Annotated in this window: 24 protein-coding genes and 4 pseudogenes; 15 read left to right on the forward strand and 13 right to left on the reverse strand. The window is 69.4% G+C overall.

What is annotated here, in order from left to right:
* Window positions 1–167: 167 nt before the first annotated feature.
* Window positions 168–503, reverse strand: a complete 336-nt coding sequence (locus tag ACZ5SK_RS31535; RefSeq protein ID WP_334581411.1) for a hypothetical protein — start codon at window positions 501–503, stop codon at window positions 168–170.
* On the opposite strand from ACZ5SK_RS31535, the pseudogene ACZ5SK_RS31540 reads away from it, so the two are divergent.
* The 5 genes and pseudogenes from ACZ5SK_RS31540 to ACZ5SK_RS31560 all read left to right on the forward strand — a co-directional run.
* Window positions 472–863, forward strand: a pseudogene (locus tag ACZ5SK_RS31540) (AMP-binding enzyme); the annotation flags it as partial. The gene ACZ5SK_RS31535 and the pseudogene ACZ5SK_RS31540 sit on opposite strands and share 32 nt — an antisense overlap.
* A gap of 114 nt (window positions 864–977) precedes the next feature.
* The gene (locus tag ACZ5SK_RS31545) at window positions 978–1,553 is read left to right on the forward strand and encodes a TetR/AcrR family transcriptional regulator (protein ID WP_334574094.1); all 576 of its coding nucleotides are present in this window, start codon (window positions 978–980) and stop codon (window positions 1,551–1,553) included.
* A 51-nt stretch (window positions 1,554–1,604) separates the two neighbouring features.
* Window positions 1,605–2,204 (forward strand): annotated as a pseudogene (locus ACZ5SK_RS31550) (zinc-binding dehydrogenase); the annotation flags it as partial.
* A gap of 232 nt (window positions 2,205–2,436) precedes the next feature.
* Entirely contained in the window at window positions 2,437–3,135 is a 699-nt protein-coding gene (locus ACZ5SK_RS31555) for an SDR family oxidoreductase (RefSeq protein WP_334574095.1), read from the forward strand.
* A gap of 127 nt (window positions 3,136–3,262) precedes the next feature.
* Window positions 3,263–4,699: a DHA2 family efflux MFS transporter permease subunit gene (locus ACZ5SK_RS31560; RefSeq protein ID WP_334574097.1), complete on the forward strand. Its 1,437-nt coding sequence runs from the start codon at window positions 3,263–3,265 to the stop codon at window positions 4,697–4,699.
* A gap of 148 nt (window positions 4,700–4,847) precedes the next feature.
* Here ACZ5SK_RS31560 and ACZ5SK_RS31565 read toward each other — a convergent pair whose 3' ends face one another.
* Both ACZ5SK_RS31565 and ACZ5SK_RS31570 read right to left on the reverse strand, forming a co-directional pair.
* Window positions 4,848–5,222: an alpha/beta fold hydrolase gene (locus ACZ5SK_RS31565; RefSeq protein WP_334574099.1), complete on the reverse strand. Its 375-nt coding sequence runs from the start codon at window positions 5,220–5,222 to the stop codon at window positions 4,848–4,850.
* A gap of 48 nt (window positions 5,223–5,270) precedes the next feature.
* A complete protein-coding gene (locus ACZ5SK_RS31570) occupies window positions 5,271–5,744 on the reverse strand; it encodes a winged helix-turn-helix transcriptional regulator (RefSeq protein WP_334581039.1) in 474 nt (157 codons plus the stop codon).
* Window positions 5,745–5,939: 195 nt separating this feature from the next.
* Here ACZ5SK_RS31570 and ACZ5SK_RS31575 point away from each other — a divergent pair, with 195 nt between their 5' ends.
* Window positions 5,940–6,953, forward strand: coding sequence for an NADP-dependent oxidoreductase (locus ACZ5SK_RS31575; protein ID WP_334574100.1), 1,014 nt, complete (start codon window positions 5,940–5,942; stop codon window positions 6,951–6,953).
* A 246-nt stretch (window positions 6,954–7,199) separates the two neighbouring features.
* Here ACZ5SK_RS31575 and ACZ5SK_RS31580 read toward each other — a convergent pair whose 3' ends face one another.
* Entirely contained in the window at window positions 7,200–8,210 is a 1,011-nt protein-coding gene (locus tag ACZ5SK_RS31580) for an enoyl-CoA hydratase/isomerase family protein (RefSeq protein WP_334574102.1), read from the reverse strand.
* A 60-nt stretch (window positions 8,211–8,270) separates the two neighbouring features.
* Window positions 8,271–8,483, reverse strand: a complete 213-nt coding sequence (locus ACZ5SK_RS31585) for a hypothetical protein (protein WP_334574104.1) — start codon at window positions 8,481–8,483, stop codon at window positions 8,271–8,273.
* Between the two features lie 154 nt (window positions 8,484–8,637).
* Here ACZ5SK_RS31585 and ACZ5SK_RS31590 point away from each other — a divergent pair, with 154 nt between their 5' ends.
* From ACZ5SK_RS31590 to ACZ5SK_RS31605, 4 genes are all read left to right on the forward strand, one after another.
* Entirely contained in the window at window positions 8,638–9,549 is a 912-nt protein-coding gene (locus ACZ5SK_RS31590; RefSeq protein WP_334574105.1) for an alpha/beta hydrolase, read from the forward strand.
* A 183-nt stretch (window positions 9,550–9,732) separates the two neighbouring features.
* A complete protein-coding gene (locus ACZ5SK_RS31595) occupies window positions 9,733–11,622 on the forward strand; it encodes a propionyl-CoA synthetase (RefSeq protein WP_334574107.1) in 1,890 nt (629 codons plus the stop codon).
* A 554-nt stretch (window positions 11,623–12,176) separates the two neighbouring features.
* Window positions 12,177–13,238, forward strand: a complete 1,062-nt coding sequence (locus ACZ5SK_RS31600) for an alkene reductase (RefSeq protein ID WP_334574109.1) — start codon at window positions 12,177–12,179, stop codon at window positions 13,236–13,238.
* Window positions 13,239–13,711: 473 nt separating this feature from the next.
* Complete coding sequence (locus tag ACZ5SK_RS31605) at window positions 13,712–14,284, forward strand: TetR/AcrR family transcriptional regulator (RefSeq protein ID WP_334574111.1); 573 nt, start codon at window positions 13,712–13,714, stop codon at window positions 14,282–14,284.
* 316 nt (window positions 14,285–14,600) lie between these two features.
* Here the strand turns inward: ACZ5SK_RS31605 and ACZ5SK_RS31610 are convergent, their stop codons facing one another.
* Window positions 14,601–15,467, reverse strand: coding sequence for an alpha/beta fold hydrolase (locus tag ACZ5SK_RS31610; RefSeq protein ID WP_334574113.1), 867 nt, complete (start codon window positions 15,465–15,467; stop codon window positions 14,601–14,603).
* 622 nt (window positions 15,468–16,089) lie between these two features.
* Here ACZ5SK_RS31610 and ACZ5SK_RS31615 point away from each other — a divergent pair.
* Window positions 16,090–16,536, forward strand: a pseudogene (locus ACZ5SK_RS31615) (hypothetical protein); the annotation flags it as partial.
* A 34-nt stretch (window positions 16,537–16,570) separates the two neighbouring features.
* On the opposite strand, the gene ACZ5SK_RS31620 reads toward ACZ5SK_RS31615, so the two are convergent.
* Window positions 16,571–17,425, reverse strand: coding sequence for a phosphotransferase enzyme family protein (locus tag ACZ5SK_RS31620; RefSeq protein WP_457495314.1), 855 nt, complete (start codon window positions 17,423–17,425; stop codon window positions 16,571–16,573).
* A gap of 246 nt (window positions 17,426–17,671) precedes the next feature.
* Between ACZ5SK_RS31620 and ACZ5SK_RS31625 the strand changes: the two genes are divergently transcribed.
* Window positions 17,672–18,409: an SDR family oxidoreductase gene (locus tag ACZ5SK_RS31625; protein ID WP_457495315.1), complete on the forward strand. Its 738-nt coding sequence runs from the start codon at window positions 17,672–17,674 to the stop codon at window positions 18,407–18,409.
* 24 nt (window positions 18,410–18,433) lie between these two features.
* Here ACZ5SK_RS31625 and ACZ5SK_RS31630 read toward each other — a convergent pair whose 3' ends face one another.
* A complete protein-coding gene (locus tag ACZ5SK_RS31630; RefSeq protein WP_457495316.1) occupies window positions 18,434–18,571 on the reverse strand; it encodes a substrate-binding domain-containing protein in 138 nt (45 codons plus the stop codon).
* Window positions 18,514–19,374: a LysR substrate-binding domain-containing protein gene (locus ACZ5SK_RS31635; protein WP_457495317.1), complete on the reverse strand. Its 861-nt coding sequence runs from the start codon at window positions 19,372–19,374 to the stop codon at window positions 18,514–18,516. The genes ACZ5SK_RS31630 and ACZ5SK_RS31635 overlap by 58 nt, the downstream gene beginning before the upstream one ends.
* Before the next feature lie 81 nt (window positions 19,375–19,455).
* Here ACZ5SK_RS31635 and ACZ5SK_RS31640 point away from each other — a divergent pair, with 81 nt between their 5' ends.
* The gene (locus tag ACZ5SK_RS31640) at window positions 19,456–19,593 is read left to right on the forward strand and encodes a hypothetical protein (RefSeq protein ID WP_457495318.1); all 138 of its coding nucleotides are present in this window, start codon (window positions 19,456–19,458) and stop codon (window positions 19,591–19,593) included.
* A gap of 28 nt (window positions 19,594–19,621) precedes the next feature.
* On the opposite strand, the gene ACZ5SK_RS31645 is transcribed toward ACZ5SK_RS31640, so the two are convergent.
* The 3 genes and pseudogenes from ACZ5SK_RS31645 to ACZ5SK_RS31655 form a co-directional block, all read right to left on the reverse strand.
* The gene (locus tag ACZ5SK_RS31645; protein ID WP_334574120.1) at window positions 19,622–20,050 is read right to left on the reverse strand and encodes a VOC family protein; all 429 of its coding nucleotides are present in this window, start codon (window positions 20,048–20,050) and stop codon (window positions 19,622–19,624) included.
* Complete coding sequence (locus ACZ5SK_RS31650) at window positions 20,047–20,631, reverse strand: dihydrofolate reductase family protein (RefSeq protein WP_457495319.1); 585 nt, start codon at window positions 20,629–20,631, stop codon at window positions 20,047–20,049. Before ACZ5SK_RS31650 ends, ACZ5SK_RS31645 begins: the two co-directional genes overlap by 4 nt.
* 149 nt (window positions 20,632–20,780) lie before the next feature.
* A pseudogene (locus ACZ5SK_RS31655) lies at window positions 20,781–21,101 on the reverse strand (IS256 family transposase); the annotation flags it as partial.
* A gap of 233 nt (window positions 21,102–21,334) precedes the next feature.
* Here ACZ5SK_RS31655 and ACZ5SK_RS31660 point away from each other — a divergent pair.
* Both ACZ5SK_RS31660 and ACZ5SK_RS31665 read left to right on the forward strand, forming a co-directional pair.
* Window positions 21,335–21,793: an SRPBCC domain-containing protein gene (locus ACZ5SK_RS31660; RefSeq protein ID WP_334574124.1), complete on the forward strand. Its 459-nt coding sequence runs from the start codon at window positions 21,335–21,337 to the stop codon at window positions 21,791–21,793.
* Window positions 21,790–22,134, forward strand: coding sequence for an ArsR/SmtB family transcription factor (locus ACZ5SK_RS31665; protein ID WP_457495320.1), 345 nt, complete (start codon window positions 21,790–21,792; stop codon window positions 22,132–22,134). The genes ACZ5SK_RS31660 and ACZ5SK_RS31665 overlap by 4 nt, the downstream gene beginning before the upstream one ends.
* Window positions 22,135–22,568: 434 nt before the next feature.
* On the opposite strand, the gene ACZ5SK_RS31670 is transcribed toward ACZ5SK_RS31665, so the two are convergent.
* Window positions 22,569–24,056, reverse strand: coding sequence for a sensor histidine kinase (locus ACZ5SK_RS31670; RefSeq protein ID WP_457495334.1), 1,488 nt, complete (start codon window positions 24,054–24,056; stop codon window positions 22,569–22,571).
* Between the last annotated feature and the right edge of the window lie 6 nt (window positions 24,057–24,062).

Below are 24,062 nucleotides of genomic sequence, written 5' to 3' on the forward strand. Positions count from 1 at the left end.
TCGGCATCGCCCGCCTGCACAACCTCACCCTCGCCGGATAGCAGAGAAACGCAGGCCATCCTGCCCGGCAAAGACCAATTACGGGACAACCCTTAGGCGCCGTATCAGAGACCGCTGAGGAAGCCGAGGAGTTCTCTGTTGACGGCCTCGGGCTGCTCCTGCTGGATTTAGTGCCCGCAATCGGGCAGGATGACCGATCCCCGCAGGTCCTGGACCTTCTCCCCGATCCGGGCGATCGCCTCCTGGCTCCAGATCGTCGTCACGTCCCGGTCGCCCCCGATGAAGAGTGCGGGCGCGGTCACCGGCCTGTTGTCGTACTCGCCGAGGACCTCCCAGTTGGGGTCGTGGTTCCGGTAGTAGTTGAGCGGGCCGGACAGTCCGCTGCGCTCCAGTTCGGCCACCAGGAAGTCCACCTCGTCCTGGCCGATCCAGTGGGGTTTCTCCGGCAGTTCCAGCCTCGCGCCGAACTTCGCCACGATCGACTCCGACGGATTCCTGCGCACCGGGGACCTCGCTCAGGTCGACCACGTCGGCCGGGTGTTCATCGTCGACCGCTCAAGGAGCTGATCAAGTACAAGGGCTACCAGGTCCCGCCCGCCGAACTCGAAGCCCTGCTGCTGACCCACCCGGCCATCGCCGATAGCGCGGTCATCGGGGTCACCGACGACGAAGGCGAGGAGATCCCCAAGGCCTTCGTCGTCCGCCGGCCCGGCACCGATCTCACCGCGGACGAAGTCATCGAGTTCGTCGCGCGCCGGGTCGCCCCGTACAAGAAGGTCCGGCGGGTCGAGTTCGTCGGCGCCATCCCCAAGTCCGCGTCGGGCAGGATCCTCCGCAAGGATCTGCGCTCCCCCACCACGTGACACACGCTGCGCGGATCGGCCGGCGGACCACCTCCTCATGGTCGACCGCTGCCAGGACAGACGGGTCTGTTCCTGTCTTGAAGTAGACAGACCTGTCTGTTAATTTATAGCCCCATGAGCACAGCGCCCGCGCGACGCCCGGCCCGGGATCGCATTCTCGACACCGCCTCCGAGCTGTTCTACGCCCACGGCTTCCACGCCGTGGGAGTGGACCGGCTGATCGCCGAGTCGGGGGTCGCCAAGGCCACGCTGTACAAGCAGTTCCCCAGCAAGGACGACGTGGTCGCCGCCTACCTGCGACGGATGGACGACAGCTGGCGACGTCAGCTGCGCTCGGCGGCGCTCGCGGCCGGGGACGACCCACGCGACCAGCTCTTCGGTCTTTTCGTCGCACTGGAACACGCGGCACGAGAGGGCACACTGGGCTGCGCCTTCATCAACGCGGCGGCGGAGTTCGCCCCCGGCAGCACCGCGCACGCCATCACCGCCGAGCACAAACGCGCCGTCCGATCCTGGGTGCGCGACCTGGCGGCCGCGGCCGGCGCCGCGGACCCCGAGACACTCGCGTTCCAACTCACGGTCCTCATCGACGGCACGCTGGCGGCGACACGCGTCGAACATGCCGATGCCGCCGCCGAGGCCGCCAAGCGGGCGGCGCACGACCTGCTCGAAGCAGCCTGCCCTCGATAGCTCCTCAAAACCGCCGCTTGCGGCTGGTTTCGAACAGACAGACCTTTCTGTTACATCGGACTGGAGCGGTTCGCGAAGATCAAGGAAGGCGACACGGTCTTCGTGTCCGGCGCGGCGGGCGCGGTCGGCAGCCAGGTCGGCCAGATCGCCAAGCTGAAGGGCGCCGGCCGGGTGATCGGCAGCGCCGGTTCGACCGAGAAGGTCAAGCTACTGGTTGACGAGTACGGCTACGACGCCGCGTTCAACTACAAGAACGGGCCGGTCGCCGAGCAATTGGCCCTGGCGGCGCCGGACGGCATCGACGTCTTCTTCGACAACGTCGGGGGCGAGCACCTGGAAGCGGCCATCGGCGCACTTCGGCTGCACGCGCGGATCGTCCTGTGCGGGATGGTCTCCCAGTACAACGACGAGAAGGTCGTGGGTCCGCGCAATCCGTGGAACCTGTCCGTGACCCGTTCGGACATCCTGTCGTTCATGTTCAGCGAAGAGCTCGACCTCCAGCCGGACTTCGTCCGGGAGGTCGGCGGCTGGCTCGCCGAGGGCAAGCTCCACTACCGCGAAACCGTGCGAGAGGGCCTCGACAACACCCTGGACGCCTTCCTCGCGATGATGCGGGGCGAGAACGTCGGAAAGATGATCGTCAAGCTCTGAGCCCGTCTCGCGTGACGTGACGAGGGGCCCGCCGTGCACGCGATGGGCCCCTCGCGCGTCGACGTCGGCGCGAGTCCGGACCGCCCGGGCATCACACGGACTCCAGGCCAGGCATCACACCTCTCACCACGCGAACCGGTTGCGATCATCGGCTCACCCCATTTATATTATGGTCGTAATTTAATAGCCTGACGCTCGCCGTCCAGGTCACTCCCCTCCACCAGGAACTTCCATGGACCTCTCCACCAGCACCGTCCTTGTCACCGGAGCCAACCGGGGCTTCGGCCGAGCCCTCGCCGCCGAACTACTCAGCCGCGGCGCCACCGTCTACGCCGGCGCCCGCAACCCCCACCAGGTCGACCTGCCCGGCGCCAAGCCGATCGCGCTCGACATCACCGACCCCGCCTCGGTCGCGGCCGCCGCCAAGGCGACTGGCGACGTGACCGTCCTGATCAACAACGCGGGGTCATCCACCGGCGCCGACCTGCTGGCCGCCGACCTGGACGACGTCCGCCTGGAGATGGACACCCACTACTTCGGCACCCTCTCCGTGGTCCGCGCCTTCGCGCCCCAGATCGCGGCCAACGGCGGCGGGGCGATCCTGAACGTCCTGTCCGGCCTTTCCTGGGTCAGCTTCCCGGAACTCGGCGCCTACTCCGCCGCCAAGTCCGCCGAGTGGTCACTCACCAACGCCCTGCGCGTGCAACTCGCCGACCAGAACATCCGAGTCGCGGGACTGCACGTCGGCTACATGGACACCGACATGGTCCGGACCGTCGACGCGGCCAAGTCCGACCCGGCCGACATCGCGCGCATCGCCGTCGACGGCATCGCCGCCGGCGCCTACGAGATCCTCGCCGACAACGCCGCCCGCCAGGCGCAGGCGGCGCTGTCCGGAGGCGTCTCCGCGCTCTACCCGCAGCTCCCCTGAGGCCCAGCCGCACAGCAATCCGCACCGAGCCGCTGGATGCCGGTGAGCGCTACCGCACACCGTGCCCTCGCTCGCCGGCATCCGCGTCCATTGATCCATCGGCCAGCACGTCTGCCAAGGGAACGTCATGAAACAGCACCGCGACCAAGCGGCTCGGGGCGGCAGCGCCTTCTGGGCCGTGGCCATCACCAGCATCGCCGGATTCATCACCGCGCTCGACAACCTGATCGTCACCACCGCCCTCCCCTCCATCCGCAAGGACCTCGGCGGCGGCCTCGAAGACCTCGAGTGGACAGTGAGCGCCTACACCCTCACCTTCGCGGTTCTGCTCATGTTCGGCGCCTCCCTCGGCGACCGCTTCGGCCGCCGAAGGCTGTTCGCCATCGGACTCGCGATCTTCACCGCTTCCTCGGCCGCGGCCGCACTCGCCCCGGGCATGGGTGAACTGATCGCCGCCCGCGCCGCGCAGGGCGTGGGGGCCGCGATCGTGACGCCGCTGACGCTCACCCTGCTGGCAGCGGCCGTCCCCGCCGAGCGACGCGGCACGGCCTTCGGCATCTGGGGCGCGGCCAGCGGCATAGCCGTCGCCACCGGACCACTCATCGGCGGCACGCTCACCGAGCACCTTTCCTGGCAGTGGATCTTCTGGGTGAACGTCCCGATCGGCCTGGCGCTGATTCCCCTCGCCCTGCTGCGGCTGGACGAGAGCCACGGCCCGAACCCGAGCCTCGACCTGGTCGGAACAGTCCTGGCCAGCGGCGGCCTGTTCGGCATCGTCTACGCCCTGGTGCGCGGCAACACCGACGGCTGGACCAGCACGCCGGTGCTGGGCGGCTTCATCGCGGGTGCGGCTCTGCTCGTCGGCTTCGTCCTGTACGAACTGCGCGCCGAGCACCCGATGCTGCCGATGCGCCTCTTCCGACACCGCTCGTTCAGCGCCATCAACGCCGCCAGCCTGCTGATGTTCCTGGGCATGTTCGGGGCGATCTTCCTGCTCAGTCAGTACCTTCAGACCGTCGGCGGCTACTCGCCGATGGAGGCCGGCGTGCGGATGCTGCCCTGGACCGCCATGCCCATGATCGCCGGGCCGCTGGCCGGGGCACTGTCCGACCGCATCGGCGGCGCACCCGTCGTCACGGCGGGCATGGCCCTGAACGCCGTCGGCCTCGGGCTCTGGGCCCTGGCGGTCGAACCGCAGGTGTCGTACACCTCTCTGCTGCCGGCGCTGATCGTCTGCGGAATCGGCATGGGCATGTTCTTCGCACCCAGCGCGAACCTCGTCATGAGCACGGTCCGCCCGCAGGAGCAGGGCATCGCCTCCGGCGCCAACAACGCGATCCGCGAGGTCGGCGGCGCTGTCGGCGTCGCGTCGCTGGCGGCGGTCTTCTCCGCCCAGGGCGGCTACGGGTCAGCCTCGCTGTTCGTGGACGGGCTTGTCCCGGCGCTCTGGGTGGGGTCCGCCGCGGTGGCCCTGGGTGTGGCCCTGGCGTTGCTGATGCCCCGGCAGCGCAAGGCCGACGGCCCGGCTGCCGACCTCTCGGGCACAGTCCCGGCCGCCATGTGATCCTCCGCCGCACCCGAGGAGGTCATCACATACGCCAAAGGGGGCTCCGTCGTTGCCGCGTGCTGCGGTGACGCCCCCGGCCATGGTGAACGCGCTGATCACCCTTGCCTGCAATCCCCTCGGCACGGAGCTCCGCCAGGGTCCACTGTCACCGGTTCGTCGCGGGGGCCAGGAAGTCGCGCAGATGCGCCAGCATCAGCTCTGGACGCTCCTCCGGGATGAAGTGGCCGCATTCAGGGATCTCGGCACCGGTGACGTCATCGGCGTACTCGCGCCAGATCTCCAGCGTCGGCAGGCGGGAGGGCAGTCCCGCGGAACCCCACAGCGCCAGTACCGGCATGGTGAGGCGGCGGCCTTCGGCGGCGTCCAGATCGTCAAGGGCGACGTCCTGCTCCATGGCCCGGTAGTCGTCGAAACTCGCACGCAACGCGCCCGGGCGGGAGAACGCGCGGACGTAGGTGTCGACCGCTTCGGGCGTCAGTCCGTGACGCCACCAGGCCCGGGCCAGAGGCAGGGAGCACACCTCGGCAGACTGAGCCCACCACGAGCCCCTGGCGCAACCGCGCTCAGCTCACTCGGCGGGCCTCAGACGAAACGCCGGGCCGGGGATGCTCTCGATGTCCTCCGCCTGCACGGCGTGGCCCCGCTCGCAGCGGATCTGGGCGTCGACGTGCGCGCCGCATCCACGGTGCCGCGACAGCATGGCCGGGCCCTCGGGGTCGGCGCGGTAGCGGTCACCCCACTGCAGGAGCCCCATCACGGCCGGGACCAGGTCCATGCCCTTGGGCGTGATCACATACTTCGGCCGGCTCCGCGAGCCCGGCTCCTTGTAGGTCTCGGTGGCCAGGATCCCTTCCTCCACAAGCATCTTGAGCCGCGCCGCGAGGAGGTTGCGAGGACAGCCCAGAACGCGTTCGAACTCACTGAAACGGGACGAGCCGTACCAGACCTCGCGCAGGATCAGGATCGTCCACTTCTCCCCCACGACCTCAAGGGTCCTGGCGATCGAGCAGTTCGACGTGTCCCGGTCGAGACGGGGGTCCATGCCGGCGTCCTGAAGAGTTTCGGTCCTCGCATCCATGCAGTGATACTAACCTCTACTGAGTTTACTTTTCTATACCCAGCCAGTAGCGTCGTGACCAGCAGCTCCCCCGGCCGCACACGAGAGACGGGCGCACAGGGGGAACTGCCCGAAGAATCACAGCGACCACCGAAACATCCACGCAGAAAGGCGGCCGACATGAAGGCCTTCGTCGTCGAGAGGTACGGCAAGGAAGGCGCGCGCGCCGCGGAGGTGCCCGAGCCCACCGTCGGGGACCGCGACGTCCTGGTCAAAGTGAGCGCCGCCAGCATCAACCCGCTGGACAAGATGGTCCGCAACGGGGAGTTCAAGCAGCTCCTGAAGTACAAGCGCCCGTTCGTGCTCGGGCACGACGTGGCCGGCGTCGTGACCCGGGTCGGCTCCGCCGTACGCGGCATCGAAGTCGGCGACGAGGTCTACGCCCGTCCGCGCGACCTGCGGGTGGGCGGCTTCGCGGAGTTCATCGCGATCGACGTGGACGATGTCGCACCCAAGCCGGCCTCCCTCACCCTGCAGGAGGCTGCTGCCGTGCCGCTAGTGGCCCTGGCCGCCTGGCAGATCCTCGTCGAGCGCGCCCAGGTGAAGCCGGGCCAGAAGGTGCTCGTCCACGCCGGTGCCGGCGGCCTCGGATCGACGGTCGTCCAGCTCGCCAAGCACCTCGGCGCCACCGTGGCGACGACCACGGGCACCGCGACCGAGGAGCTGGTCAGGAGTCTCGGCGCCGACGTCGTCATCGACTACACCAAGGAGGACTTCTCGAAGCTGCTGTCCGGCTACGACCTGGTGCTGGACTCCGTGGGTGGAGCGAACCTCGAGAAGTCGCTGACCGTGCTGAGGCCCGGGGGCCTGGCCATCAGTGTCGTCGGCCCGCCCGACGCCGCCTTCGCCAAGCAGCTCGGCGCTCCCTCCTTCCTGGGCCTGGTCATGAGCACGCTCAGCCGTAAGATCCGCAAGCAGGCGAAGGCGCTGGGCGTGCGCTACCAGTTCTTCTTCATGCAGGCCAACGGCTCGCAGCTGCGTAAGCTCGGCGCCCTCTACGACAGCGGGAAGCTGCGCCCGGTCATCGACAGCACCTTCCCGTTCGACCGGACGCTCGAGGCGATGGCGCACGTCGAGCAGGGCCGCACCAAGGTCGGCAAGGTCGTGGTGTCGATGGAACCCGACAACGACTGAGCCCGTGCAGGTCACAGACCCTCCGTCCGGCACGGTCACCAGAGGGGCGGTGGCGCCGTCGGCGATCCGATGGTGACTACGTCGCGGAGAGCCGCCGCTGTTGGTGTTCCGGCGCCCGCCCTGCCGATGCCTGTCGGGATCGCCCACCGCGGACGAACCGCCACGCCCGCGTGAGCCCGCCCGGGCAGAGAGACGAGGATGTCCCGCGTCGGGCGGGACGCACCGACGGCTCGCGGCTCTCGACGCTCAGGCCGGCGGTGTCCGTCCGTCGAGCGACGCACCTTGCCAGCGGGGAGTGCGGTCCTTGTCGACCAGGGCCGCACGGACGCCCTCCAGGAAGTCCGGCGTACGGATGGTCGTACGTGTGAGGGCGAGTTCGGCGGCCAGGCACTCGCGCAGCGTGCGCTGCCTGCCCCCGGCCAGCAGGGCGTGAGTGATCTCCAGGCTCTGCGGCGAGGCGGACTCCAGAGCGGCCGACGCGACTGTCGCCCAGGGGGTGTCGATGTGGCGCAGACGTTTGTCGATCTCGCCGAGGCTCGGCGCACCGAACGCCCGGTCCACGTCCGCGCGCACCTGCGCCAGCCGGCTCTCCGCCACCGGCGAGTGGCCGGCGAGGCGGTTCAGGACGACGTCCACCGGGTCGTCGGGGTGGTCGGCCAGGGCGTCCCCGACCGCGTCGAGCCCGTCGGCGGGGACGAAGTGCGTGGCCAGGCCCGTGTACAGGGCGTCGGCCGCGTCGAGCCGGTGCCCGGTCAGTCCCAGGTACATGCCGATCGCGCCGGGCAGCCTCGGCAGGAAGTAGCTGGCCCCGACGTCCGGGAAGAACCCGATCCCGGTCTCCGGCATCGCCAGCACCGCATGCTCGGTGACGACGCGGAAGCCGCCGTGGACGGACAGCCCGAGACCGCCGCCCATGCACAGGCCGTCGATGAGCGACACGACCGGCACCGGATATTCGGCGATCCGGGCGTTGAGCCGGTACTCGGAGGCGAAGAACCGCTCACTGGCCTCGGCATCCCCGGCGAGGCTGTGCTCGCGGATCGTGCGGATGTCTCCACCGGCGCAGAACGCCTTCGTGCTGGTGCTGGCAAGCACCACGGCGGACAGCGGTAGGTGCTCCCACGCCGCGAGCGCACGGTCGATGGCGGCGACCATGCCCGTCGTCAGGGCGTTGAGCGCCTTGGGCCGGTTCAGCAGGATCCGGCCGACGCCGCGGCGCACGTCGGCGAGAATCTCGTCCGCAGCGGTATCAGTCATGAGTCGTCATCTCGTGCTCCGTGCCTTTCGTGGCCATCACGGTTCCTCCCTCGCAGGATGTCAGGCGTGGATCTGCGCGTAGCGATCCTGGATCTCGTCCACGGTGGGTACGACGGGGTTGTTGGCCGGGGATCCGGACGCGGGTGCCTGCTCGGCCATGAGAAGCGACAGGCGGAACCGCTCGTCCTTGTCGATTCCGTGTGCCTGAGGGGTGGGCGCCTCGAGATCCTCGCACAGGGCGCGGAGCGCCTCCACGAACTTACCGGCGGCCACGGCCCTCCCAAGGGCCTCTTCGCGTCCATGAGGATGATTCCAACCTCATCTGAGTTTACTTTCCTATACTCAGCCAGTAGCGTCATGGTCGGCACATCGACCCGGCTGCCGCGGGGGAACCCCGCACGGAACCCGTCTGAGAAGGAGCCCCCTCATGGGAGTCAGCAAGGAAGCACACGAGTTCGCGGAGTTCCTCGCGGGCGTGAGCGCGAAGTCGGCGACACCGGGCCTCGACCTGGCCGTCATCCGCGACGTCGTCGACTCCAACCACAAGGCATCGACCGAGCCGGAAGGCGTCACCTACGCCGAGGTCGACGCGGACGGCGTCCCCGCCCTGTGGGCCGTCCCCGAGGGCGCCGACCCCGACCGCGCGCTGCTGCACTTCCACTTCGGCGGATCCGTCACCGCCTCCATGCACTCCGACCGCAAGGCCGCCGGCCACATCGCGAAGGCGGCCGGCGCCCGCTCCCTCGTCGTGGACTTCCGCCTAGCGCCCGAACACCCCTACCCCGCTCAGCTCGACGACGCCGAGACCGCGTACCGCTGGCTGCTCTCCCAGGGCTACCAGCCCCAGAACATCGGCAGCACCGGCCACTCCATCGGCGGCACCCTCGCGGTGATGCTGCCGCTGCGCCTGCTCGCCAAGGGCGAGGCCACCCCCGGAGCGATCGTCAGCGTCTCCCCCTGGACCGACCTCACCCTCCAGAACCCGGCAGTGGACGCCAACGAGACCAACGACAAGATGCTCAGCCGGGGCACGTTGGAGCTCTTCCGGGGCGCCTGGCTGCAGGACCCGGCCGTGGACTTCACATCCCCCGAGATCAGCCTCGTGAACGCCGATCTGACGGGCCTGCCGCCCACGCTTGTCTACTACGGCGAGTACGAGACCCTCGCCGACGACGGTGCCCAGCTCGGACGCCGCCTCACGGACTTCAAGGTCACCACCGAGACACACTCGATGCCCGAAGGGCAGCACTCGTTCGTCCTGGGCGCCGGACGGGTACCCGAGGTGGACCAGGCCATCGGGCAGATGGGCGAGTGGCTGCGCAAGCACCTCGGCGCCTGAGCACAAGCCGCGCCTGACAGCGAGATCTGCCGGCCAGGCCCGCCCGCACCACCGCGATGCCGGTGACCGGTCCACCGGTCACCGGCGTCCTGCTCGACCACACCGACCGGCATGCGGTATCTGTGTCCGACGCTGTTCCGCACATCACCACACCACCGTCCCGATGCCACAAAGGAGTGCGCGATGGGAACGTACGAGGATGTCTTCCGCGCCAGTACCGAGGACCCCGAGCGCTTCTGGCTGAAGGCGGCGGAGGGCATCGACTGGGATGTCGCTCCACATCGTGCCCTGGACTCCTCGGGCGCGCCCTTCTACCGCTGGTTTCCCGACGGGCGGCTCAACGTCTGCTTCAACGCGCTCGACCGGCACATCGAGGCCGGCCGGGGTGAACAGCCCGCGCTCGTCTACGACTCACCCGTGACCGACACCCGCCGCACCTACACCTACGCGCAGCTGAGGGACGAGGTGGCGGCCTTCGCCGGAGCGCTGACGGGACTTGGCGTGGGGCACGGCGACCGGGTGGTGATCTACATGCCGATGGTCCCCGAAGCCGCCGTGGCGATGCTGGCCTGCGCACGGATCGGCGCGGTCCACTCGGTCGTCTTCGGCGGCTTCGCCCCCCGCGAACTCGCCCTGCGCATCGACGACGCGGCCCCCAAAGTCGTCGTCTCCGCCTCCTGCGGCATCGAGGGCAAGCGGGTCATCGCATACAAGCCCCTGCTCGACCAGGCGATCGAACTCGCGGTCCACAAGCCCCAGAAGAGTGTGATCCTGCAACGCCCGCAGGAGCCGGCCGAGTTGGGGCCCGATGATCTCGACTGGGCCGCTCTGGTCGCTGCCGCTGTGCCGGCCGGCTGCGTTACCGTCCCCGCCACCGATCCCCTCTACATCCTCTACACGTCCGGAACGACCGGGAAACCCAAGGGAGTCGTACGCGACTGCGGCGGCTACGCGGTCGCCCTGCACTGGTCGATGGGCGCCGTCTACGACATCGGCCCCGGCGAGACCATGTTCACCGGCTCCGACGTCGGCTGGGTCGTCGGCCACTCGTACATCGTCTACGGGCCCCTGCTCGTCGGCGCCACCACCGTGCTGTACGAGGGCAAGCCGGTCGGCACCCCGGACGCGGGCCAGTTCTGGCGCGTGGCCGCCGAGCACCGGGCCAAGACCATGTTCACCGCCCCCACCGCCTTCCGGGCCATCCGCAAGGAGGACCCGAAGGGAACGCTCACCTCCGACTACGACCTGACCGGCCTGCGGTATCTCTTCCTCGCCGGCGAGCGTCTCGACCCCGAGACCTATCGCTGGGCGAGCGCGCTCCTGGGCATTCCGGTGATCGACCACTGGTGGCAGACCGAGACCGGCTGGCCCATCGTCGCCAACCCGATCGGCATCGAGGCCGCACCTGTCAAACCCGGCTCGCCCACCCGCCCGCTCCCGGGCTGGGACGTCCGTGTCCTCGACCCGTCGGGCGAGCCCGTGCCCGCGGGCGTCGACGGTGCGATCGTCGTGAAGCTCCCCCTGCCGCCCGGCGCACTGCCCACTCTCTGGAACGACGACGACCGCTATGTCGCCTCCTACCTCTCCGCCTACGACGGCTACTACCTCACCGGCGACAGCGGCCACATCGACGACGACGGCTACGTGTTCGTCATGGGCCGTACCGACGACGTCATCAACGTCGCCGGACACCGGCTGTCCACCGGCAGCATGGAAGAGGCCCTGGCCGCCCACCCCGACGTCGCCGAATGCGCCGTCATCGGCGTCGCCGATCCCCTGAAGGGACAGGTACCGCGCGGTTTCGTCGTCCTCAAAGCCGGCATCAGCCGCGACGCCACCGAGGTCGAGGCCGAACTCGTCCAGCTCGTGCGGACACGCATCGGCGCTGTCGCCTCCCTCAAGGACATCGCGGTCGTGGCCGCCCTGCCCAAGACCCGCTCGGGCAAGATCCTGCGCAAGACCATGCGCGGCATCGCCGACGGCCACGACGAACCCATCCCCTCCACCGTCGACGACCCCGGCGTCATCGAAACCCTGCGCCCGGTTCTCCGCCGCGCCGGTCACACCCCATGAGCCCCGGCCGGCAGGCGGTGCGTGAGCGCGCGGCGGGCTCCGCAGGCACGGCCCGTCGGCCAGGGCGGGGCTACCTTGTGCCTATGGGTACTGACGCCCATGTCTTCCTCAGCGATCTCTTCTTGACGCCGATGACGTCGCCACCTGGGACCTCGCCAGCGACCCGGCGTCGTCTCCAAGGCCCGCGTCCACGCGTGCGATCAGCCGGCCGCCTGGGGGCCCCTGACGACGGATCATGACGCCGCTCCTGTCGTCCGTGGGCGTGGCACATGGGTGCGCGTGTCGTGCTACCGGCGTCCCCACCCATGCACTTCAGTCCAACCGTGCAGCGCGGCACCTCTGGCTGTGCTGTCTGCGGAGGGGCCTGAACCCACACCCGCCACAGGGAAGCCGCTTGCACCACCGCACCCCCGTAACATAATATTACGCTCGTACTTCTAAGGTTACCGATGACAGCCCGGTCGGCAGGGGGCATGACGCCGGCGACCTCGCCCGCGCGGGGTCCGCACCGCCCCTAAGCGAACCACCACCCACTCCTGAGGAATCAATCACCCATGCTCAATGCTCTGTGGAACCCCGCCGTCGTCGGGGAGATCCCCCTGCCGCACCGGCTGGCGATGGCGCCCCTGACCCGGAACCGGGCCACTCCGGACGGCGTGCCGACCGACCTGAACGCCGAGTACTACGCCCAGCGCGCCTCGCACGCCCTCATCATCACCGAGGGCACCCAGCCCTCCGCCGACGGACAGGGCTACCCGGTGACTCCGGGGATCCACACCGTCGAGCACATCGCCGGCTGGCGCAAGGTCACCGACGCCGTACACAAAGCCGACGGACGCATCGTCATCCAGCTGATGCACGCCGGGCGCATCTCCCACCCCGACAACACCCCCCACCACCGGCAGCCGGTAGCCCCCTCCGCCGTCCGCCCGGCGGGCGACATGTTCACCGCGACCGGCCTCAAGCCCATGCCCCTGCCGCGCGAACTGTCCACCGACGAGGTCGCCGGGACGGTCGACGACTTCCGCGCCGCCGCCGCGGCCGCGATCGCGGCCGGCGCCGACGGCGTCGAGATCCACGCGGCCAACGGCTACCTGGTGCACCAGTTCCTGGCCACCAACACCAACCAGCGCACCGACCGCTACGGCGGCTCCGTCGACAACCGCATCCGCTTCGCGGTGGAGGTCGCCACCGCCGTGGCCGACGAGATCGGCGCCGGCCGCACCGGCATCCGGATCTCCCCCGCAAACCCCTTCAACGACATTGCGGAGAGCGACACCCACGAGCTGTACCCGGCGCTCGTGAGCGCCCTCGCCCCACTCGGCCTCGCGTACCTGCACATCGCCCACGGCGGCGACGAGGAACTCCTGCACACCCTGCGCAAGCTGTGGCCGAGCGCCCTCGTCCTCAACCGGGCCGGCGCCGACATCGACACCCGCGCCAGGGACGTCGAGGACGGTCTGGCCGACGTCATCACCGTCGGCACCATGGCCCTCGCCAACCCCGACCTCGTCCAGCGCGTACGCTCCGGCGCCCCCCTGAACACCCCTGACCCGGCCACCTTCTACGGCGGCGGCGCGGCCGGCTACACCGACTACCCCACCCACACCGCCTGACAACAAGCCAGGTGCCCGGGGGAATGAGCGACCCCGGGCACTTCGGCACATACAGCTGCGACGCACGGCGGCCGGACGGCCCAAAGCGTTACGGGCCGCCGCCGACGTGCGCCGCAGCCGTTTCACCTCGCCACCGGCGTTCTGCGCCGAAGGCGAAGGAGTCGGCACCACCGCACGGACCTCACCCTGCGCAGATCAACAGCGATGAGGAGTGAGACGCCGAGACGCCGAGGCGTCGCGGGCCAGGCCGGAGCTCACCGGCCGCGGCCCAAGAGCCACAGGCTCTGAAGTGACCCTCGATGATCGCCCCCAGCCGTTCGCAGGGGTTGCAGCAGCAGCCAGTGCCCCTGTTCCGGACGGTCCACAGGGGCGACAGCCGAAGCCGCCCGGCCATAGTTCATATTACGCATGACAGGCCATGGATTACGCTGGGGTGCGAAGCAACGACCCTGCGGAGCGAACGGAGGAAGCCTGTGGTGCGCTACGCCAAGGAACACAAACAGGTGACGCGGCAACGGATCCTCGAGAAGGCCGGCCACCGGTTCAAGCAGGACGGCATAGACGGCTCAGGCGTCTCCACGCTGATGTCGGACGCAGGGCTCACCAACGGCGCCTTCTACGCCCACTTCGCTTCCAAGGACGACCTCGTGGCCAATGTCGTGGCCGACCAACTGCGCACGCAGATCGCGGGGTACGACACCCTGCGGCCCGGCCGCACGGGGCTCGAGGACCTCATTCGCGAATACCTGTCGCCCGGGCACCGGGACGATCCCGGCGCCGGATGCCCCTCCGCCGCCCTGCTCGACGAGATCGGCCGCTGCGGAGACGCAACCAAGCAGGCCTACACCGACGGCGCGCGGAGCATCTTGGACGAGATCGCCGCCCGCCTGACACCCGCGGACCCGCAGTCCGCCCGCGGTAAGGCCATCGGGCTCTACACCATGCTGGTGGGGACGCTGCAACTGTCCCGCGCCCTCTCCGACCGGAAGTTCGCCGACGAGGTCCTCGAGAAGGGAATCGAGAACGCCCTCTCCTTCATGGGCTGACGGGGGCGGTCAGATCCTCGGCAGGGGCGACCGCCTGCCCTCGACTTCGACGTGCATCAGCACCTCGAAGTCGAGGGCTGAATGGTCCGTCGAGCCTGCCGCCCGCCTCGATGAAGGGGGCTGGCCGGGGCGCCCATCATGCCGGGCTCGGCCTCGCCGCCCCGCACCCTCTTCGCCATCGCCGCGGTGACCGGGAAGCGAGCAGGTCAGCGGTTTTCGGACCGGCAGCTTGAGCCGCCCGCCCAACAGGTGCCACGGCCCCGGGGCAACGCCCTCGGCCCCGGGCGACGACCGCGCTTCGGGCCTACCGCCGTTTCTAGCGTTCGAGGAACTCAAGGGCTGTCTTCACGAACTGACCGTGGAACTGGAAGATGCCGCCGTGGCCGGCGTCGGGGTAGATCTCCAGCTCGGCGTTGGGCAGTCGCCGGGCCAGGTCGTGCGAGTTCTTCGACGGAACCATCCTGTCGCTGTCGCCGTTCGCGACGAGCACGGGCTGCTGGATGACGGAGAGATCGTGGGGCTTTTCCAGGCCCCAGCGGTGGATGGCCTTGAGCTGGTTGCTGTATGCGATGAGGGACATCGTCTTGTCCCGGTCGACGGTGCGCTCCTTCAGGCGGGCCAGGAACTCCTTGCCGGCCCGACGCCCGTTGGCCGTGCGGGTGAAGAAGAGGAACTGCTTCGGATCCTGGAAGGTGAGCAGGGCTCGAGCGGTGTCGAGGTGGGACAGCACCGTCACGTTCTTGATGCCCTCACCGCCCGCAGGACCGGTGCCGCTGAGGATCAGCTTGCGGACAAGCTGCGGGTCGGTCTGGACGATCACCTGAGCGATCATCCCGCCCATCGAGAAGCCGTGGATGTCGACGTACTCCAGCCCGAGCGCCCGGATGAAGGTGACGGCGTCCTTCGCCATCTCCTGGATGGTGCGCGGCGTCGAACCGGTGGAAGCGCCGACGCCACTGTTGTCGAACGTGATGACATGACGCTTGGCGGCGATGCCGTCGACGACCCGCGGATCCCAGTTGTCGAGGACCCCGTAGAGATGGTTGAGGAAAACGACCGGGACGCCGGAGCGGGGGCCGAGCTCGCGGTAGGCGAAGGTCACTCCCCCAGCCGTGACGGTACGGGTCGGTGCGTTCTTGTACGACGTCACCACGTCGCCTCGTACCTCATGTGAGTCATTCACGGTCGTGCCCTTCGGGTATGGGTTTTCTGCGAGCGGGCGACACCGCCTCCATGGGCAGGAGAGCGCAGAGCGGTTACCTGCAATCTCCCAGGCGCGGATGCACTCCGCGAGTCGAAGGCCAGGGGCACCAAAACCCTGAGCGGTGGAGCCCCAGGTGTCGCATCGATGATTAAAGTATGACCGTAATTCCATGTGCCCGCAAGCCCCTCCCCGAACGAGACGACACCATCGCGGAATCGCGACCACACGCGGGCCGGCGACCGCCACGGGCCGGAACGGGGGGAACGCAGGGGCAGCGGCCCCGCCGACGCCGCCGCCTCGACCGCCACACGAGGACGGGAAGTCGCGGCCCGGGAGCGACAGGGACCAGCGTCATCTCGACCGGCCCGCGCCACTCGTCGGCCAGCACAGCTCTCCGGCCGCGCTCACCAGCCGCCGGCTTCCCGCCCCTGCCACCGGGGCACACCCCCGCGCGAGACCGCCGTGCCGCAGTGCGGCGCGTGCACGTCCACAATCTGCTCGCGACTTCCGCTCCGCCTGCGGCAGATGACGAGCCGAAGCCGCCCACCGGTCGCCGGTCACCGGTCCACCCGAGACGGACCGACGGCCGCCCGACCGCACCGCCGACCCCAGCGCGAAGGTGGTCAAGGCCCTCGCTGCGCACCCGGGCCTCACCGAAGCGCAGTTGCGCGCCATGGTCGACCGACACGGTGTCCGTGTCGTGGCCAAGGTGGCGACCAACCCAGACGCGCCCCCGACGCTGCTGGAGTACCTGGTCCGGCACAAGCCGGCGGTGCCGAAGGTGTTCCGTGAGGTTGCCCGGCATCCCAGGGCGACGGCCTCGGCGCTGCTCGTCTGCCTGGCGGACAAGCGGGCGAGACCCGTGGCCGCCGGCCACCCAGCCCTGCCGCCGCCGGGCATCGCAGAGCTGCTCGCCGACGCGAACTGGCAGGTGGTGGAAGCGGCAGCAGCCAACCCCTCCCTGCCGTCCGCAGACTCGGGGAAGGAAGTACTTCCCCATCTGACGGACCTCACGGCCGCCGACGAGGTGGTCCCCGTTCTCCAGTGAGCCGCCGACGGATCCGCGATCTCACCGCGGAGGACTAGCCATGGGCATCCGGGCCGTTCCGATCGACTGCTGCGCGGATCTGACTGAGCCACTCTGTGCCCAGCCGCCGTCCGTTGGGGAGTTGGTCGCCTCGCTCCCAGCGCCACGTCGTGATCATCGCCAGCACGAGGATCCGGCACTCGCGCAGCAAGTCCTGGTCGATACCCGGATAATGCTCGCTGACTTCTTCGGGCGCGTGGGCGAGGTCGAATTCGACGGGCCCACGGCAACACGTCTCAAGATCTATGAACAGCAGCCCGTTCTTCGTGGTGAGTACGTTGCCCGGGTGCGGTTCGCCGTGCAGCAGCTGCTCGGCGCCGCCTCCGCGCTCGCCGATCGCTCCTCTCAGGCTTCGTAACGTGTCGGCGAGCAGTTCCCGGTCCGCGTCGGCGAGCGCCGGAGTGCGGTCGCGGTTCGCCACGAGCTGTTGGGCCTGCTCGACTCGATCCGTGAAGTGCGGCGTCGGGACATCGAGCTTGCGCATGCCGGCATGTAGCCGCTCGAGGGCATGGGCGTAGTCGCCTGGCGAGACCTCTCGACGTGTCACCGGTTCGTAGTAGGTCCATAGCGTGACCACGAAGCCGTCACGCTCATGGACGCGTGGCTCCACTCGAGACTCGAGAGCGGCCACAGGACACCCGGATTCGACGAGCTGCTGAGCAAGCTCGACTTCGAACTGTGCGACCTGATGCGCCACAGGTGCCACCCGGGCCAGGACGTCACAAGGCAGCAGACGCAGAGTGAGCTTGTTCGAGTCATGAAGAACGATCGCGTCGTCGACTGTCAGGCCAAGTGATGAGGCGATCGACCTGACCGCGGCCACCGCACGCGAGACCTCCGACGCCTGCATCGTCGCCTGGCCCCTCTCCCTATGGGCGCTCCCATGGCTTTCCAAGCCATGCAGCCTGCGCACCCTACCAAGTCGTCGGTGGAGCGTCGCGGTGGCCCGATGGGCAGGCCACGCGGAGTAATCGTCAGGACCTGTGGATCGGGCCGTAGGAATTGAGTTGCCGTGCCCGCATCGCAGACCGAACGATTGCGTCTTGTGACGACTACTGGAGAGAAACCGCCATGTGATGCCGTCAGGCCGGTCGCGTTGGTGACCGGCGTCGGGCGGTCCGTCGGCATCGGCGCGGGCATCGCTCGCCGGCTGGCCGAGGCGGGCTGGAACATCGCCTTCACGTACTGGACGCCGTACGACGCTCGCATGGCCTGGGGCGCCGAGGCCGGCGCCGCGGACGCCATCGCCGAGGCGTTGGCCGAACGGGGCGCCGACACGGTGGCAGTGGAGGCGGACCTCGCCGACCCGGAGGCGGCGGAGCGTGTCTTCGATGAGGCTGAGCGTCGCCTCGGCGGCATCACCGCCTTGGTGATGTGCCACTGCGAGTCGGTCGACTCCGGACTGCTCGACACCACGCTTGAGAGCTTCGACCGCCACTTCGCGGTCAATGCGCGTGCCACCTGGCTGCTGATCCGCGAGTACGGCCGTCGCTTCCAGGGGACTGCGGGAACCGGACGCGTCATCAGCCTCACCAGCGACCACACCGTCGGCAACCTGCCCTACGGGGCGAGCAAGGGCGCGCTGGACCGCATCACCCTGGCAGCCGCCCACGAACTCTCCCACCTCGGGATCACCGCCAACGTGATCAACCCGGGACCGGTGGACACGGGTTGGATGTCCGACGACATCCGGGAGCATGTACTGCGTCAGACGCCGCTGGGGCGTCTGGGCAGCCCACAGGACACCGCTCACCTCGTGGAGTTCCTGTGCTCACCTCAGGGCCAGTGGATCAACGGGCAGCTGTTGCAGAGCAACGGTGGTTTCGCCGGCTGATCGGCCGCCCGGCCACGCGGCGTTTCAAAAGCAGCGTGCCGCCAGACGCCACATGTCCTCGATGTCCTCGATGTCCTGGTGCACGGTGGTCAGCGGTGGCTCCGTCACCTCGGCGATGGTCGCGAGGTCGTCGAAGCCGACCACCGCCACGTCCTCGGGCACGCGACGCCCGCGCTGGCGCAGTACGCGCAGGGCACCGGAGCCATGGCGTCGGCGCCGCCGATCGCAAAGGCTTGGTTGAGCGGGGCCAGTGACGGTCCCGATGCGTCGGCGCCCCAGTGGCATGAGGTGCCGGACGGCTTCCCTGGCTCCGCCGCGGTTGTCGACGTCGACGTACGTGTAGCTGTGACTGCGGTGACCGGAGCCGATGGCCGGGCGACCGAGCTGCATCGACGTGGCCGCCGCCCGGGAAGTTTCTTCCGACGCACGGACAGTCGTCCGGCTCCTCGCTCGACATACAGGTCCTCGAAGCCGCTCCGGACCAGGCGGTGCCGATTCAGCATGTCTGCGAGTGGTGTGAGGCCGGCGTCGGTTTTGGTCACGGCGTAGATCTGGCGGTAGGGCCTGGGGTGGGCCAGTTCGCGATGGGTGGTGCCAGGCGCATGGGTCAGAGCCAGGCGCGAGACCAGGGCCACTGAGATGCCTGTGCCGACGAGGGCCTGGGCGACGTCGTAGGACCCGGTCTCGAACCGCACGGTGGGAGTGAAGCCGGCCTCGCGGGCAGCGTCGTGGAACTGTTCGCGGGCGGCATGGCCGGCCAGGATGGAAACCCACGCATCGTGGCGCAGTTGTTCCAGGTGAAGTTCGGTGTCCGCGGGCTGCCCGGTGGCCAGTGGATGGTCGTCGGGGAGAACCACGACCATCGGGTTCAACAGGAGCGAGTGGGCCCGTACGTGTGGGGGCGGCGCGAGCGGCGTGCCCCAGGACGCGACGAGGGCCACGTCCAGGCCCCCCTCGCACCTCACTCAGGAGCTGCAGTCGCAGCCGAACGCGCTCAGTGCACCCGACATCCCATCCCGCGCGACAAGATCTTCGAGACCGACCCCGTGCGCGCCTCGTACCTGGAAGCCCGGTCCATCGCCGCCCCGGCCCGCGACCACGACGCCGGTCACGTCGTCGACGACGTGACCCTCCAGCCCGCCCGACCAGGCGCCTCGGGCCGCGCCGCCCCCGTGCCGAAGTGAAGCTTGTTGGCTCCGCTCGCCGGACCGCTCAGGAGAAGTCCGCGGCGGTGATGCCGTCGGGGTGTCCAGGCGGCCATTCCACCAACTCGATCCGGTAGCCATCCGGGTCGGTGAGCCACGACGTCTTCGGGCCGCGCGGACCGCCCGGGTACTGGACAGGCCCCGGGGCCAGGCCGGCGTCGGTCAGCCGCTTCAGGGTGGCGGCCAGTGTGTCCACCTGGATCGCGAGGTGGTCGAAACCGGTGCCCACGTCGACGCGTCCGCCGACGGGGCGGTGGACCAGTTCGAGCGAGGCCGCCGGTTCGCCGGGGAACTTGAGGATCACGAGGTGACCCGCGTCGCCGCCCTCGGCCCTGCCCAGCTCGACCTTGCCCAGCTCGACGTAGCCCAGGGCGGTGTAGAAACCGAGAGAGCGGTCCAGGTCGGTGACGCGGTAGGAGACGAAGAGTGTCTTCACGCGGCCTCCTCGGGTCGACGCACCCGGTAGCGCAGGTGCGTGACGTCTCGATCGTCGAGCCGTCGGACGAGGTCGAGTTCGATGTGATCACTGCCCAGGTGGTCGAACAGTCGTCGACCGTCCCCGAGGAGGACCTGAACCAGGTGGATCTCCATCTCGTCGATGTGCCCGGCTCGCAGGAGCGCTTGGGCCGCGCCCGCCCCATGGACCATGACCGGCCGGTCCCCGGCGGCGGCGCGGGCCTGACGTGCGCAGTCCTCGACGTCGGTGACGAATCGCGCGTGGCCGGGTGGCACGTCCCCGTCATCCACGTGGTGGGTGAGGACGAAGATCGGCACACCGTCGTGATGGTCGCCCTGCCAACGCCCGGCGAGTTCGAAGGTCCGACGGCCGGAGATCACGGCGCCGGTCGCCAGCGCCTCGCGATAAACCTGTCCGCTGGGACCGTCGGACTCCCGGTCGTCGAGCCAGTTGAAAAGACGTCCACCGGCCCGTCCGAGCTCCTGGCCCGGTCGATCGTCCGGACCGGCGACGTAGCCGTCGAGCGACATCGACATGTACAGCCGAATCGGATTGCTCATTCTGGCCTCTCTCTCCTCCATGGCGTGGGGATGCTCCGCTCCTCGCCCCTGCGGGGGACGGGAGTGTCAAAGCGGAAGACTTTAGGCAGCAGGCAAACCCATCGCCCTGGCCAGGCCCAGATCCAGAGCAGTCGATCAGCTGCGGTAGTTCAGGCTGCGTGAGCCTCCAGGCGTTCGACGAGCCGACCGCGTTCACAGCGAGCTCCGGCCCGCACGAGGGCAACGAGGCGGGGCGCGTTCACGGCCCGCCAGCGGCCCTGGGCGGACTCGACGAGCTTGAGGACCACGGCAGACGCGGCGGTCGCACTGCCGGCGCCCCAGGCGACCTTGGTCCTCAGCCGTACCGACGCGGAAGTCGACGCGCCAGGCTGGGCCGACTTCGGCAGGGCGTCGGGCACATTGGCCGTTTCGTGAAGCCGGCACCTCTGATGGCGGGCGTCGTGAAACACCCCCGCCGGGGCCTTCCAGAATTTCACGCATGCACAGGTGGATACCGTCGGCCCAGACATAGACGCAGTCGGAACCGGTCAGGTCACGCCGAGGTGCCGAGGAACTGCTCCAGCGCGGGCTGGAAAACACCCGACGCCAGGCGAAAGCTTGGCGAGACCTAAGCTGCCACCCACCCGTGCGCAACCTATCGGTTGCGCATGGGTTTCCGGATGTGCAACCTTTGGGTAGCACATCCGGATGAGATGAGGTTGCAATGATCCCCAACACGATCGAACGCGCCATCCTGATCAATGCCTCCAGGGAACGGGTCTGGTCCGTGCTGACCGAGCCCGCTTTCCTCGGCCGCTGGTTCGGCAATGGAGAGCCGGTCAAGATCGACCTGCGCCCGGGCGGTCTCCTGGCCTTCGACCACGGCATCCACGGCGTCATTCCCGCCCGGATCCAGACAGTCGAGCCGCCGCGCGTCCTGTCCTGGCGGTGGTCTCAAGGCGCCGCAGGCGAGGAACCGGACGAGTCGAACGCCACTCTGGTCGAGTTCACCCTGACCGAAGACGACTCCACGGGAGGCACCCGGCTCACCATGGTCGAGAGCGGCTTCGCGCACCTCGGTCTGCCCACCGGTGAGGCCACCGACCGGCACCGCGCCAACAGCCAGAACTGGCCCGGCAAGCTCGACCAACTGCGCGCGGACTGCGAACAGAGCACACCATGACCCGCACCACCGAGGGCGAACAGACCCCCGAGGACGTCCTGGTGGCCCTGGCCGACCCGATCCGCCGAGAGGTCCTGGCCACCCTCGCCCGCGAAGGCGGCGCGACCTCGACATCCCTGGCGGCAAGCCTCCCCATCACCCGCCAGGCGGTGGCCAAACACCTGGCAGTCCTCGACCACGCCGGACTGGTACGCGCCCACAGGGTCGGACGCGAGGTCCGCTACGAGGCCGACCTGCAACCACTGAGGCGGACGACACGATGGATGGACACCCTCGCCACCCAGTGGGAACACCGCCTCAACGCGATCAAGGATCTGGCAGAGGGGGCCACTGGGCCCTGAACCCCCGCAGCTCCACCTCAAAAGCCCATCGCAGTGCGGAGTCTTCTACAGCAGATCAGTGCGTACCCCAGGTTGAAGAAGGCTTCGTGGACGTCGTCGCGTATCTCCCGACGAATCCGCAGACGGCGGAACCAGTACAGACGGGCAAACGCGCACTCCACGACCCAGCGTTGGGTGCCCAGGCCGGAGCCGTGCTCGGTGCCGCGGCGGCGACCAACGGCTGCACACCGAGGCCCCGGGCCAGACGGCGGCGTCGGCCTGACGGACCGAGCCCGGCCTGCGCAGGGATGCCTCACCGGCCGTCGCAAGGGCCCGTCGGTGCGGCGGTCCTGAAGGGCCCGCTCCTCGAACGGAGCCGGGAGAAGCGTTACCGGGTCAGCGCCCCGGCAGGAAACATGCCAGGACGCCACAGCGGGTGATCCTACGGCTGCTGATCAGTCGCTGCCGGTGGGCAGCCGTACGGTGAAGGTCGTCGACCCCGGGCCGCTTTCCAGAGTGACGCTGCCACCGTGGGCCTCTGCCACCGCCGCCACGATCGACAGGCCGAGACCGGCACCGGTGCCACCGCCCGCGCCCTCTGTGCGGCGACGCTTCCCATGGGTGAAGCGCTCGAAAACCCTGGGCTGAACGTCCACGGCGACGCCGGGGCCGTCGTCGTGTACTTTCAGCTCCGCCGTCCCGCCACCGGTCCCCAGCGACATGGTGATCGTCGTGCCGACGGGGGTGTGCAGGCGCGCGTTGGCCAGCAGATTGGCCAGCATCTGATGGAGCCGGTGGGCGTCGCCGGGCAGGGTCACCGGTTCCTCGGACAGCTCCAGCGTCCAGCGGTGTCCGGGCCCCGCGGCCTGCGCGTCCGTCACGGCGTCCAGGACCAGGCGCGTCAGGTCGACGGGAAGGCGCTCCAGCGGGCGGCCGGCGTCGAGGCGGGCGAGAAGCAGCAGGTCGTCGACCATCTCGCCCATGCGGGCCGCTTCTGCCTCGATGCGCTCCAGGGCCCGCACCACCTTCTGCGGCACCGGGCCCGGATGCAGCAGCGCCAGTTCCGCGTGACCGCGCACCGATGCCACGGGCGTGCGCAGTTCGTGACTGGCGTCGGCGGCGAAACTGCGCAGCCGTTCCTCGCTCGCGTGCCGTTTGGTCAGCGCGTCCTCGACATGGCCGAGCATCGCGTTGAAGGCACCGGCGACGCGTCCCACCTCGCTGCGCGGGTCGCTCTCGGGCGCTCGTGGCGGAAGTGCCACCTCGCCGCTGGAGAGCGGCAGTTCACTGACCCGGGTGGCGGTCGAGGCCACCCTGCTGAGCGGTCGCAGCGACCAGCGCACCCACAGGGCGCCCGCGACTCCGGCGACGGCGAGCGCCGCGCCGAAGACAATCGCGGCGACCAGCTCCAGCCGGTGGACGGTGGCCTCCACGGACTCCATGGGCAGCCCGGTGACCAGGACGTCGCCGTCCCTGCCCTCGGTCGCCATCATGCGGTAGTCGCCCAGCGACGCCAGCTCGGTCGTGTGCCCCTCGCCGTCGGCCGGCAGCTCGGCGAGCCTTCTCCTGTCCCGCGCGCCGAGGGCGACAGTCGCCGTGCCCGTACCGCTGCCGGACGCCACCACCGCGGCGTTCGTGACGGTGGCGCCGACCAGCCGGGCACCGAAGGTTCCCGCGGACTGACGGCGGGTGTCACCGTCACCGTCGCCGTCCACGTCACCGATGAGGGTCCCCCCCGTCGAGTCCGTTTGAGACGGGGGGAGGTCCGAGAGCTGCCCCCCGCCGTGCTCCAGGCTGGCCGGGAACCGCGCGCCCGTCTCGCGCAGCTGCTGGTCGAGGCGGCCGGTGAGAAAGCCGTTCAGCTCCACCACCGCCGCCACCCCGACGGCCGCACAGCTGACCGCGAGCAGCACGACGAGGCCGGCGGTGAGCCGGGCCCGCATCGTGCG

It is taken from the genome of Streptomyces sp. NPDC031474 (assembly GCF_055581185.1).